The following is a 14,206-nucleotide window of genomic DNA, read 5'->3' as shown; positions in this document are numbered from 1 at the left end:
TAATAGACATCATCAGATGAAATTAGGTAATCGCATTAAAGAGTTGAGAGAAAGCCAAGGTTTATTACAACGGCAACTCTCGGCACAGTTAGAAATTGACACACCTATGTTTAGCAAGATTGAACGTGGAGAACGCAGAGCTAAACGGGAACAAGTGCTTAAAATAGCGGAGTTGTTAAAGGTAGATGAACAGGAATTATTAGCGTTGTGGTTAGCAGACCAAATTTTAGAAATAACCACAGATGAACAACAAGCATTGCAAGCCTTAAAAATGGCAGAAAAAGACATTAAAAATAAGTTTTCAAACAATCAATAAGAATGACACAAACACAACATAACGCTATCGTAAATTTCATTTGGAGTATTGCAGATGACGTTTTACGTGATGTATATACAAGGGGTAAATACAGAGATATAATTCTACCATTTACGGTATTAAGAAGGTTAGATGCTATTCTGGAGCCTACTAAAGACAAAGTACTGGAAATGCACCAAAAGCTAAACGAAATGAAGATTGACAACCAATCTGCTCAACTTCGTAAAACAAGCGGTTATGTGTTTTACAATACTTCTAACTATACGTTTAAGAGATTATTAAACGAACCAGGTAATATCCGTCAGAATTTAGAAACCTACTTAGATGGCTTTAGTAGTAATGTGCAGGATATTATTAGCAAGTTCAAACTTCGCAATCAATTAGAAACATTAGAAGAAGGCAATATTACCTTTCCTTTAATTGAAAAATTTTGTTCCAGTACCATTAATCTTAGTCCTAACCCAATAACAGACAAAGATGGTAACATCGTAATAGAAGGTTTAACCAATTTGGGTATGGGGTATGTGTTTGAAGAACTGATACGAAAGTTCAATGAAGAAAACAATGAAGAAGCAGGAGAACACTTTACGCCAAGAGAAATTATAAAGCTAATGACCCACTTAATTTTTGAGCCTTTAAAAGGAAAAATTAAGGACGGTACATATTTAATTTATGACCCTGCTTGTGGTTCGGGTGGTATGCTTACAGAGGCTGAGAAATTTGCGAAGGAGATAAATTCTAAAGCTACTTTTCATTTATACGGTCAAGAGGTTAGTCCTGAGACTTATGCTATATGTAAGGCGGATATGCTCATCAAAGATGAAGACCCAGAAAAAATAGCTTTTGGTTCTACATTAAGTAAAGATGGTTTTCCAAATCTACAGTTCGACTTTATGCTTAGTAATCCGCCTTATGGTAAAACGTGGAAGGTAGATAAAGACGCTATTCTCGACAAAAAAGACATTATAGACCCTCGTTTTTCTGTAGGAGTTCCACGTCAATCAGATGGTCAACTTCTTTTTTTGATGAATATGATTTCTAAATTAAAGACAGGTACACCTTTAGGTAGTAAAATAGCTACTATTCATAATGGTTCTGCTTTATTTACTGGTGATGCAGGTAGAGGTGAGAGTGAAATTAGAAAAGATATAATAGAAAGGGATTTAATTGATGCAGTGATAGCATTACCAGAATCTCTTTTTTACAACACAGACCAAAATACATATTTATTGCTACTGTCAAATAAGAAAGAAGAACACCGCCAAAATAAAATACAACTTATAAATGCTCAACATTTATATTCTAAGTTAATTAAACCATTAGGAAAAAAGCGTTATGAGCTTTTAGAGGAACATATACAATTTATAATAAAGGAATATTTTAATTACGAGAATAATGAAGTTACCAAGATTATAAATAAAGATGATTTTGGACATCAAGAGATAACATTTTACAATTATTTAGAAGATGATAATGGTAAACCTATTTCCGATAAAAAAGGGAATTTAAAATTAGATAAGGAAACAAAAAGTGTTGAGTATTTGGCTTTAAATGAAGATGTAACAGAGTTTATGAAAAATGACATACTTCCATACCAACCTAAAGCAGTAGTTGATGAAAAAGCAACTAAAATTGGTTATAAAATTAGTTTTCTCAAGTATTTTCATCAGGAAAAGAAACCAAAAGATTTAAACCTTTTAGTAGATGAAATCCTCACTTTAGAAAAACTTTCAGCAGACCATTTAGAAAAAATAATAAACATATAGGTAATGAGAAAATATAAAGCATATAAAACTACAAAGTATGATTGGTTAGGTGAAATTCCCTCTCATTGGTCTGTTAGAAAAACTCGTTTCATTTTTGAGGAATTAAATGATAAGAGCGAAACTGGATTAGAAGAATTATTGTCTGTTTCGCAATACACAGGTATCCGTCCAAAAAGAGAATCAGTAGATGAAGAAAAAGACAACCTTACTAATGCTTCCTCATTAGAGGGCTATAAAATCGTTCGGGAAGGTAATTTGGTTATGAATATTATGCTTGCTTGGAACGGAAGTTTAGGTATTTCAAAATTCAATGGAATTGTTAGTCCGGCATATTGTGTTTTCAAATTGAATAACTCAATTGAATTCAATCCTAAATATTACCACTATCTATATAAAACTGAAAAATATAAAGCTGAATTTAAGCGTACATCGACTGGTATTATTGATAGTAGGCTAAGATTATACCCTGACAAGTTTTACTGCATACCTTCTATTGTTCCTCCAAAAGAAGAGCAGGATGCGATTGTAAATTTCATTGATAATAAACTGAAACAATTGAACCTTTTAATGAAGAGGTATGAAATGTTATTTGGAAAAATAGATAGAAAAAGAGGTTTAATTAAGGAATATAAAGACTCTTTAATTGAAACTTGTGTTTTAGGTCAAATTGAAATCATCAATAAGGATTTGAATGATGATTTAAAAGAAACGGAAGAATTAGTAATTGAGGGAAATTCCCAATTCGATAAACACGAAATCGATTAAAAATATGTCAAGTAATAAGCCCATAAAACCAAGTGATGAACTAAGCGAGTTTATTTTATACACCGCACCGAGTGGTGAGGTACGTATCGAAATATACGTTCAAAATGAAACCGTTTGGTTAACGCAACAGAAAATAGCCGATTTATTTGGAGTAGATAGAACCGTAGTAACCAAGCACCTTAAAAATATTTATATAGAAGGTGAGTTAGAAAAAAACGCAACAAGTGCAAAATATGCACAAGTTCAAAAAGAGGGAGAAAGAGAGGTAAAACGGAATATTGAGTTTTATAACCTTGATGCTATCATTTCTGTAGGATACAGGGTTAATTCTACCAAGGCAACACAATTTCGTATTTGGGCTACCAAAACCTTAAAGGAATACATAATTAAAGGTTTTGCCATAGATGATGAACGCCTAAAACAAGGTAAAACTGTTTTTGGTAAAGATTATTTCAGGGAGTTATTGGAGCGTGTTCGTTCCATACGTGCCAGCGAACGCAGAATATACCAACAAGTAACCGATATTTTTGCCGAATGTAGTATTGATTACGACCCACAATCGCCCATCACGAAAAAATTCTATGCTACGGTTCAAAATAAATTTCACTTTGCCATTACTGGCAAAACAGCAGCCGAAATTATTTATTTAAAAGCCGACAGTAATAAAGAAAATATGGGTTTAACCACTTGGAAAAATGCACCTGATGGTAGAATCTTAAAATCTGACACAAGTATTGCAAAAAATTACCTGCAAGAAAAAGAAATCAAACAATTGGAGCGTACCGTAACAGGGTATTTTGATTACATAGAAGGCTTAATAGAAAGAGAAAACACCTTTACTATGGAGCAATTGGCATTAAGTGTCAATAAGTTCTTAGCATTTAACGAATATAAAGTGTTGGAAGGCTTAGGGAAGAAATCAAAGAAGCAAGCCGAAAACAAAGCCTATTCAGAATACGACAAGTTTAACAAAACCCAAAAAATAGAATCTGATTTTGATAAAATGGTAAAGGGATTAAAAAAAGGAAAGAAATCAAAAGACGATTAATCAGTACAACAAGAAATCGCTATTTATGCATACATCCGATACATCAGAAAAAGGCTTAGAAACTATCATAGAAAAACATTTGATAGACCATAATGGATATAAACCAAGTTATAGTGCAGATTACGATAGAAACCTTTGCATTAATAAAAAATTGTTGTTTCAATTTTTAGCAGACACTCAACCCAATGCCTATGAAACCATCCTAAAAAGAGGGGAACATAAGTTTATAAAGCGATTGACAGACCAAATTCGTCAAAAAGGCATTATAGAAATACTTCGCAATGGTATTAAAGATTTGGATTTAAGAGTACAACTCTACTATAAAAAACCAACCTCACACTTAAACGAGAAGGCTCAAAAGCTTTACAACGGCAATATCTTTTCTGTAACGAGGCAACTCTATTACAGTAAAGAAAATAGCAACTCTTTAGATATGGTGATATTTATAAACGGCTTGCCTGTAAGTACTTTTGAGTTAAAGAACCAATGGACAGGTCAAAATGTAAAAAATGCCATTCGCCAATACCAAACAGATAGAGACCCTAAAGAACCTTTATTCGCATTTGGTAGATGTATGGTTCACTTTGCAGTAGATGCAGATTTGGTGTATATGACCACGCACCTAAACAGTACCAAAACATTCTTTTTGCCATTCAATAAAGGAAACAATGACGGAGCAGGAAACCCTGTAAACGAGCAAGGTTTAAAAACAGATTACCTCTGGAAAGATATTCTAACAAAAGACAGTTTTAGTAACATCTTAGAAAATTATGCTCAAATCGTAGAAGAAAAAGATGAAGATACAGGAAAGGTAAAACGCAAATTAATTTTCCCAAGATACCACCAGTTAAGAGCAGTTAAAAAATTATTGCATCACGCCAAAGAAAATGGTGTTGGGCAAAAATACCTAATACAACATTCAGCAGGTTCTGGTAAATCCAATTCTATTACTTGGTTAGCCCACCAATTAGTGAGCTTGCACGATACCACGAATACAGAAACGGTATTTGATAGTGTTATTGTGGTTACAGACCGTAGGGTTTTAGATAAACAAATTAGAGACAATATCAAACAATTTGCTCAGGTTAGTAGCGTAGTTGAAGCCATAGACAAAGGAAGCCGTCAATTAAAACAGGCTTTAGAAGATGGTAAAAAAATCATCGTAACAACGGTTCAAAAATTCCCTTTCATTATGGATGAAATAGGAACCCTACAAGCTAAAAAGTTTGCGATTATTATTGATGAAGCTCATAGCAGCCAAAGTGGTGAAACCGCAAGTAAAATGAATTGGGTGCTATCAGAAAAAGAAATCCCTTACGGTGAAGAACAAGAACCACCAACTTCTGAAGACCTTATCAACGAATTGATAGAAAACCGTAAAATGCTAAAAAACGGCAGCTATTTTGCGTTTACAGCCACACCCAAAAACAAAACCTTGGAAACTTTTGGTACACAAAATACAGAAGGAAAATTTAAGGCTTTTGATAATTATACAATGAAACAAGCTATTGAGGAAGAGTTTATTCTTGATGTGCTTAAAAACTATACGACATACCAATCTTACTACAAATTAGATAAAGCGGTAGAAGATAATCCAGAGTTTGAAACACGACAGGCCAATAAAAAATTAAGGGCCTATGTAGAAAGCCACCCATTTTCTATAATGGAAAAGTCTAAAATTATGTTAGACCATTTCCATTCCGATATTAGAAGGCAAATAAATGGTCAGGCTAAAGCTATGGTCGTTTGTAAAAGTATAAAAAATGCCATCCTCTACTATCAAGCGTTTAAGGAATATCTAAAAGAAATTAATTCACCATACAAAGCAATAGTAGCATTTTCAGGTACTAAAGAAATAGATGGTGTAGAAATGGACGAAGCCAAATTAAATGGATTTCCAAGTAATGATATACCAAACGAGTTCAAGAAAAAAGAATACCGCTTTTTAATAGTAGCCAATAAATTTCAAACAGGTTTTGACCAACCTTTATTACATACAATGTATGTAGATAAAAAATTAGCAGATGTACAAGCCGTTCAAACCTTATCAAGATTAAACAGAGCCTACAAGCCTTATAAGGAAGATACTTTTGTAATGGACTTTTTTAACACTACAGAAGATATTAAAAAAGCTTTTGAGCCATTTTATACTACAACAGTACTTAGTGAAGAAACAGATGCCAATAAGCTAAACGATTTGCAAGATGCTTTAGATAATGCACAAGTGTACTCTCAAGATGATGTTGTGAATTTTACAGATTTATACTTTAAAGAAGCCGACAGACAAGAATTAGACCCTATTATTGATAAGTGCGTTGCAGAGTTTAAAAATCAATTGGGAGAAGATGCTCAAATTGATTTTTATGTAAAAGCAAAATCCTTTTTTAGAACCTATGCTTTTCTCTCAAAGTTGTTATCATTTAATAATGCCTATTGGGAACGATTATATTGGTTTTTAAAATTTTTGATACCCAAAATAAAACCTGAAGAAATTGAAGATTTAGCTAAGGGAATTTTAGAAGCAATAGATTTAGATAGTTATAGACTTACTCGTACCACCCAAGAAGATATTAAATTAAAGGGAGAAGAGGAATTAGACCCTACACCGCCTGTAATGAAAGGTAAAAAGGGTGAACTTGGATTTAATGAATTAGATGCTATTATAAACGACTTTAATACAAAGTTTGGTATTGATAATTGGACAGATGATGATAAGGTGAAAAACTTTTTGTTTGAGCAATTACCAGCAGACTTTGCTCGTGATGAGGATACAGTTAATGCAGTAAAGAATAGTGATAAACAAAATGCAAAAATTACTTCCGATAAGAAAGTTGAAGATTTAATGCAAGATGTGATATTTCAGTATACAGTCTTGTACAAGAAATTTACTGATGACCCTGACTTTAAGCGTCAATATTTAGACTTCGTATTCGATAAAATATGGAATCAACAAAACAATCAAAACAGCTCGAATGTGAATAAATAAAAGCCTTATACCATTATGCAAAATCACTGTTTCAACATCCTAACCTTTAACCATCCGCAGGAAGAACTAACACTCTACTTTACTAACGTAGAAGATGAAACCCTATCAAGGATAAATCATAGATTAGTACCTGATGAGGTTATTGAGAAGTTTGGGGAACAGGAGCATTATTGCACATCATTCACAAAAGAAGTAGAAGGTTTTTATCCAGTTACCAAAGCAGTAAATCCACGCTATGAGGTTAAAGATGATGAAAACGGAGAAGAACGCTCATACTTTGTGCATAATTCGGCTTTATCGGTTTCCATATTAAAACGGTATTACAATTACTTAATACACGAATATTTCAAAGGGCAAGGCTTTTTGGTCAAACCTAATTTTATCAGCGATACAGAAGTTTGGCTACCAAGTAAAAAATCAGATAGAACAGGACAATTTAATTTATTCGACCGCTATTCGCTGAAAGTACAGTTCAAGACAGTAACAAAACAACTGGATTTACTCGTAACCTTTGAAGGTATTTCTAAAGTCTATAAACAATCAGTAGAAGTATTACAAGAGTCCGTTTCACCAACAGCGTTTAATTGGGTAATCTTTGATAATGGGCTGTATAGGTTTGATGAATTGCCAAATGCAGGTAAAAGAGCTTACGACCAAGTATTTCCTGTATGGAATTTCAATACTCGTGATGCATTAGGAGAAACCACGGAAGCACCCGATAAGTCCAACAAATACAAAAAATTCAAGGATGCTATCGACTTCTTTTATAATACCTATCTAAATACCGAAGCATTTAAAAAGCTTATCCCTATCAATTCCAATGGCTTTATTCCAGTAGAGGAAATCAAGATGGGGAGAGTAAAAAGCAATAGCAATCAGTTATTGTTTGGAGAAGGCAATACTGACATTGTTCCAATGAACGGTATGAAAAATCACGGTCCTTTTGATTTTAGCGATACTTCCAATATTCATTTCTTTTTCATTTTTCATAAAGATGATTATCAAGTGGCTAAGAAAATGGACGGCTTCTTTAAAGGTACGGAAAGAGGATTTGGAGGCTTATCAAAATTCATTCATACACCTTACCATACAGAAAAGGGATTTAGTATAATGTTTGAGGATAAAGAAAATCCTTGGTCTGAAATCTACCATAAAGTAACAGAAAAGCATTTTGAACCCGATATTCAATACATAGCAATTTACATCAGTCCGTTTTCTAAAAACTCACCCGATAAGTCCAGGAGAAAGATTTATTACAGACTGAAAGAACTATTACTCAAAAAGGGAATTTCCTCTCAGGTGATAGATGCTGAAAAAGTAATGACCAACGACAAATATTACTTTAGCTTACCCAACATTGCCATAGCCATATTAGCCAAATTAAACGGTATTCCTTGGCGTTTGGATAATACCATAAAGAAAGAATTAGTAATTGGTGTAGGTGCGTTTAAAAACCCTGATTTCGATATTAAATACATTGGGAGTGCATTCAGTTTTTCTAATAACGGAAGATTTAACCGTTTTGAATGTTTCCAACAAGACCAAACCAAAGAGTTAGCAGGTTCTATCATAAGAGCCGTAAAAGAGTATGCAGCACTAAATCCTGAAATAAAACGATTGGTAATTCATTTCTACAAGACAATGGGTAGAGCAGAATTAGAACCTATTGAAAATGGTTTGAAACGTTTAGGATTAAGCATTCCGGTATTCATTGTATCTATTAATAAAACAGAAACCTCTGATATTGTGGCATTCGATTTAAACTGGAAGGATTTAATGCCATTAAGTGGAACATACATCAATATAGGTTACAACAAGTTTCTATTGTTCAACAATACTCGTTACAGTAATAATAATTTTAATTATTATGATGGTTTCCCATTCCCGATAAAACTAAAAATCTACTGCACTCAAAAAGAATTGGTTGATGATTTTAAAACAGTTAGAGAACTCATAGACCAAGTATATCAATTCAGTAGAATGTATTGGAAATCGGTACGACAACAGAATTTACCAGTTACCATTAAATACCCTGAAATGGTTGCAGAAATGCTACCACACTTTGACGGTAACGAAATACCCGAATTTGGAAAAGATAACCTTTGGTTTTTATAAGGATAAAGATTTAAAAATATATGGAAGCAACACAAGCACAACTATTAAGCTTATTAGACGGCAAAAAACAGTTTACAATACCAATTTACCAAAGAACTTACTCTTGGCAAATAAAGCAATGTCAGCAATTATTTGATGATATTTTAAGAGTTGGTAATGATGTTACAGAGCTTTCTCATTTCATAGGCTCAATAGTTTATTTTAAACCAGGTAACTCTCCAATTACCAGTGTGCCTGAATTGCTTGTAATAGATGGTCAACAAAGACTGACTACTGTTTCTTTAATGCTTCTTGCTTTAATTCATTACTTGAAGGAACACGAAGATGTTTCGTTAGAAGATGAGACTTGGGAAGAGATACAAGAAACATATTTAGTGAATAAACATAGAAAGGATGACTCTAAGTTTAAGTTGCTTTTAACTCGTAAGGACAAAACCACATTTACAAAACTCATTGATGAAATTGATATTGATGGAGAATACAGTAAAAGAGTATTGGAAAACTATCAATTCTTTAAAGGTAAGTTTCACTCTGAAAATGTTCAGGCCATTTATCACGGTATCAAAAAGTTGATTATAGTTGATGTTATACTTGAAAGAGACAAAGACAATCCTCAGCTAATTTTTGAAAGTTTAAACTCAACAGGTTTAGATTTATCACAAGCCGATTTAATACGTAATTATATTCTGATGGGTCAGCCGTTAGAGCTGCAAAATGTACTTTATGAAAAGTATTGGTATCCAATGGAACAAAGCTTTGGAGAGAATATTGGTGCTCTTGCTTGGTTTATCCGTGATTACCTTACAATGAAGGAATCATCAATTCCTAAAATCAATCTTGTTTATGAGACCTATAAACGCTTCTTAAATTCTAAAAATGGTTTTAAATCTATTGAAGATGCAATTAAGAGTTTACACAGATATTCAAAATTCTATGTCCGTATAGCATTATTAAAGGAACAAGACACCGATATAGCTAAAAAATTAAAAGAGATAACAAAGCTTAAAATAGATACATCATATCCTTTCTTATTGGCTGTATATGGTGATTTTGAGGAAGAACAAATAAATAAAGATGAGTTTATTGAAATAATATCCTTGGTTTCAAACTATGTGTTTAGAAGAGCAATTTGCGGTATTCCAACAAACAGCCTCAATAAAACTTTTGCTACTCTTTACAAACGAATAAAAAGAGAAACCTATTTGGAATCAGTTAAAGCTGCATTCTTGTTAATGGATGGTTACAGGCGTTTTCCTTCGGATGCTGAATTTACCAAGGAATTACAGGTTAAAGATGTTTATAATTTCAGGTCAAGAAATTATTTACTGGAATCACTTGAAAACTGGAAACGAAAAGAATTGGTTAATGCTGAAAACTATACAATAGAACACATTTTACCTCAGAACCCAAATGTATCTCCACAATGGAAACAAGAACTTGGAGAGAATTGGGAAAGAGTAAAAGACAAATATCTGCATTCGTTGGGTAATCTGTCGTTAACCGGATATAATTCAGAATTATCGGATAGACCATTTGCGGATAAAAAATCTATTGAAGGTGGTTTTGATACAAGTCCTTTGTTTTTGAATGCCTCAGTAAGAGAAGCTACAACTTGGAATGAAGATGCTATTCTTAAAAGAGCTTCCAAATTAGCTGAAAGAGCCTGTACAGTATGGCAAAAGCCTAATTTATCTAATGAAAGATTAGAGTTATACAAAGAGCCTGAAACTACCAAAGAACAAGCGGTTTATAACATTGAACATTATGACCACTTACAAGGTGATATGTTAGAATTATACAAGAATCTTGAAAAACGAGTTTTAAATTTAGATGCTTCGGTAAGAGTGGAATTTAAAAAGCTCTACATAGCATTTAAAGCACAAACAAATTTCGTTGATGTAGTTCCTCAAAAGAAAAGATTACGCCTTTCATTGAACACTGAATTTGACCGTATTAAAGACCCGAAAGGTATTTGTAAAGATGTATCTGGTTTAGGTAGATGGGGTAATGGTGATGTTGAAGTAGGATTAGAAAATCTTAGTGATTTAGACTACATAATGGAATTGATTGAACAAGCATTTGAAGAACAAGTAGAGGCTGTATAACGTATAAAATTAGACTGCTTTTTAAGCATAAAAAATATATTAAAAAAAATAAATGAACTATTTAGGCATAAACTGTAGTGTACAAAAAGGATTAGGTCGGGTTGCAATAGTTATAATAAATGAAGAAAATGAAGGCTTTAATTTTGTTTATAAAAGTCCTTCTGTATTTTCATTTAAGCAAAATTCAGCTGAAATTCTTAATTGGCATAGAGATAATGTTATATCTCTCATTTCACAATTTAACATCAAAGGTATTGCAGTAAAAAAGACTGAAAGAACAGCTTTCTTTTCAAGACCAAAAAATTCAGATATTTTCAAACTTTACTTGGAAGGTGTATTACTTTCTTTGGCTGGAAACATCGGTGTTTTTAATAAACATTTTTATAAAAATGAAATACAGGCTTTAATAAAAACGCCCAAAATATTTGATAAAAGTATAGATGAAATTTGTGAAACAGAAGGCATCACTAACTGTTTTGATGACATAGATAAAAATGACACAGAAGTAGTTAAAGACACTCTTTTATCAGTAATCGCATTAAAAAATAGCATTTCATAATGATTAATACTATAGTTGAAATAGAACATATTGAAGATTTTTCTGAACAAGGTTTTTACTCTCGTTCATATCTTGCTTTCGACAAAAGATTGAATAGACACGTTGCTGTCAAAGATATTATATATGAAAACCTTACTTCAGAAAGCGATTTTGAAAAATATTTTGAAGAAGCTTATAAGGTTTCAATGGCTGCTCATCCTCGTGTTTTACCTATCTTTTATGTAGGTCTGGACCATAACGATAGTGAAGTTATACCCCGTATAGTATCAAGTTTTTTTGGAAATGGTTCCTTAAACGGTTATCTGGAACAAATAGCAAAACAAGGGCGTTCAATTTGTTTAGATGAAGCAATTCGTTTTTCTCACGACATCATTCAAGGGATGATACATTTACATATGCTCGATATTGTTCACTTAGATTTAAAAGCATCAAATATTTTTATTGGTGATGATAGAAAATTAGTTATAGGTGATTTTGGTCAAGCAAAATTTATTAAAGACGGTATCATCAAAAATGCATCAAATATCTATCCTGCGATTACACCTAAAGAAGTATTAAAAAAGAAATCAGCAGACAAAACAGCCGATATTTATCAGTTTGGTATGTTGCTCTTTTCTATATTTTGTTATCCAATTTATAGGGATGCTATTGACAACAATTACCAAATAAATACTGAAACACTTAAAACCCTTTTTAGGGATAAACCAGACAATGTAGATGAGCTTAAAAAGGATTTCAATTCTAATATAAAGAGATATTTTAAAGATGTTAATGATGGTGCTTTCCCCGATAAATCATCTTATCCTGTATTTGTTCCCAAAAAAATTCAAGATATAATACACAAGTGTCTCGCTCCAGATGTCGAAAATAGATATAACAACTTCTATGAGATACAGTCGGAACTAAATGAGTTTATATTTCCAAAGGATGTAAGTCAACTGTTTCAAGACTTTTCAGCTAATGCTATCTGTTTTCAAAAAGATGAAAAACCTTGTGTTTTAACTATTAGTGAAGCATCCAACAAATATAATATTAACGCCACAAAAAATGGTCGTTCAGTCAGTAGTTGTTGTAAATCAGGGGTTACAACTGCGAAACTTCAAAATATATTGTTTAAATTAGCGGCTCAGATATGAGCCGTTTTCATTGTAAATATTGTTCAAGACCAATGCCCGTTTCTTTTTTAGAATACCGGTCAAATTCTTATTGCAATAAATGTTTTGAAGAGCGTTCCACTAATTCCAAAGGTGCTAAGAAAGAAATTGAAACCTTTGAATTTATGGGGGAGTCAATTCAATTAGAAGTTTCTATTAAGAAAAATCAAGGTGAGTCATATAGATTGTGAAATCAGTCTTGATAATAGTACATTTGGATATTCCCCACCGCACAGCCATTTGCTTCCAGTAGGTTCTTTTCGTTCGCTCGTACCTCACTTACTACAATCATCCACTTCCTGCAACGCACAGCAAGAGAAGTCCTTCATTCCTTTCCGTTGCACTACAATCCATTCAGTCCTGCACTTGCTTTTCCCCACGCACATCCAAACGCAGGTAAAGCGGTGTTCCGCCTTCGGTCGTCAGCAAATAAAATCGCCAAACCATTACAGCACATTTTTTGGAATACTTCAATTTTTAAAGGTCAAAAAAAGAGCTATAATGCCCTATGGGTGCTTCGCTAAAGCTACGCAGTTTGTCACTTTTATTGCGTTCCTCTGTCAGTTGTCACGGTAGTTCCCTTGTCTTTTTTGCCACTTCCTTCCGTTCCTCCAGTCAGTCGCAAAAAATCCAACCACTACCCATAATTTTGCTCGCCTGCGGGTCGCTACGGGCTGCGGCTTAATGCTGTTTGATTTGCCTCCGCTATCGCTATGGCTATTAAAGCGGTAAGCCTTGTGTAAGTTCCGTTGCACTACGCCTTTTTGTGTAAAGAAAAATTACAAAAAGGCTACGTTCCACTTCACACATAGCTACAAACCACCCTTATCAGGGTTACTGTTGGTAGCACCCTTGCTCCACTCGCAGGCGGCTCGCGTTGCTTGTCCAAAGTCCGCAATCCGTTCGTACCTCACTACTTGCAGCCTTCGTCCAGCCGATTAGCTCAAGGCTGTTTTTACCTGCGTTTACGCACAGTTACAACCTCACAAGGAAGTATGTTACATATTACCGAACAGTTCAACATTTTATAATTAAGCCAGTAATTAAACTTCAATTATATGCTTGGGATAAAAGATACCATTGTTCGATTTGAAATAATTAACCAAAAAAAAATCAAACATATAGCAAAGGTACAGGCTTGCGGATGCGAGAGCCACAAGGGTACGCTACGCCTGTTGGAATAAAAAATCTCCACCCCATAGGTAGTATTTTTTATCCAGAGCCCTTGCAGCAATCGCACCGTTCCTGAAACACGGCACTATGTTTAATTTAAATTATTTCGTTATGTGCAAAACATTCTTTTCACTTCGTTGTGGTAGTCGTTGGCTACTTTTTGGTATTCGTACTACCGTTTCACCATTCTTTATTGGTGCTGTTCATTGTGGCGTTACA

At 33.5% G+C, this 14,206-nt stretch carries 9 protein-coding genes; all 9 read left to right on the top strand.

The features are described 5' to 3' along the window. Nucleotides 1–16 precede the first annotated feature (16 nt). From ABI125_10680 to ABI125_10640, 9 genes are read left to right on the top strand one after another with little or no spacing between them, the layout of a single operon-like run. On the top strand, nucleotides 17–316 hold the full coding sequence (locus ABI125_10680; GenBank protein ID XCF05187.1) for a helix-turn-helix transcriptional regulator: 300 nt from the start codon (nucleotides 17–19) through the stop codon (nucleotides 314–316). A 2-nt stretch (nucleotides 317–318) separates the two neighbouring features. Next, nucleotides 319–2,082 carry a class I SAM-dependent DNA methyltransferase gene (locus ABI125_10675; protein ID XCF05186.1) on the top strand — a complete coding sequence of 588 codons (1,764 nt, stop codon included), beginning with the start codon at nucleotides 319–321 and terminating at the stop codon, nucleotides 2,080–2,082. Between the two features lie 3 nt (nucleotides 2,083–2,085). After that, complete coding sequence (locus ABI125_10670) at nucleotides 2,086–2,847, top strand: hypothetical protein (protein XCF05185.1); 762 nt, start codon at nucleotides 2,086–2,088, stop codon at nucleotides 2,845–2,847. Nucleotides 2,848–2,851: 4 nt separating this feature from the next. Next, nucleotides 2,852–3,895 (top strand): virulence RhuM family protein, encoded by a 1,044-nt coding sequence (locus tag ABI125_10665; GenBank protein XCF05184.1) that lies wholly within the window; start codon nucleotides 2,852–2,854, stop codon nucleotides 3,893–3,895. Between the two features lie 25 nt (nucleotides 3,896–3,920). Beyond that, complete coding sequence (locus ABI125_10660; GenBank protein ID XCF05183.1) at nucleotides 3,921–6,881, top strand: type I restriction endonuclease; 2,961 nt, start codon at nucleotides 3,921–3,923, stop codon at nucleotides 6,879–6,881. A 15-nt stretch (nucleotides 6,882–6,896) separates the two neighbouring features. Further along, nucleotides 6,897–8,996 carry a Piwi domain-containing protein gene (locus tag ABI125_10655; GenBank protein ID XCF05182.1) on the top strand — a complete coding sequence of 700 codons (2,100 nt, stop codon included), beginning with the start codon at nucleotides 6,897–6,899 and terminating at the stop codon, nucleotides 8,994–8,996. A 20-nt stretch (nucleotides 8,997–9,016) separates the two neighbouring features. Further along, nucleotides 9,017–11,101 (top strand): DUF262 and DUF1524 domain-containing protein, encoded by a 2,085-nt coding sequence (locus ABI125_10650; GenBank protein ID XCF05181.1) that lies wholly within the window; start codon nucleotides 9,017–9,019, stop codon nucleotides 11,099–11,101. Nucleotides 11,102–11,153: 52 nt separating this feature from the next. Further along, on the top strand, nucleotides 11,154–11,660 hold the full coding sequence (locus tag ABI125_10645) for a hypothetical protein (GenBank protein ID XCF05180.1): 507 nt from the start codon (nucleotides 11,154–11,156) through the stop codon (nucleotides 11,658–11,660). After that, on the top strand, nucleotides 11,660–12,796 hold the full coding sequence (locus ABI125_10640; protein ID XCF05179.1) for a protein kinase: 1,137 nt from the start codon (nucleotides 11,660–11,662) through the stop codon (nucleotides 12,794–12,796). Before ABI125_10645 ends, ABI125_10640 begins: the two co-directional genes overlap by 1 nt. Nucleotides 12,797–14,206: the final 1,410 nt, after the last annotated feature.

Source organism: Tamlana crocina (assembly GCA_040429635.1).
Classification (GTDB): Bacteria; Bacteroidota; Bacteroidia; order Flavobacteriales; family Flavobacteriaceae; genus Flavisericum; species Flavisericum crocinum.
The sequence above is the reverse complement of the archived record's forward strand: the minus strand, read 5'-3'. Positions and strand labels throughout refer to the sequence as shown.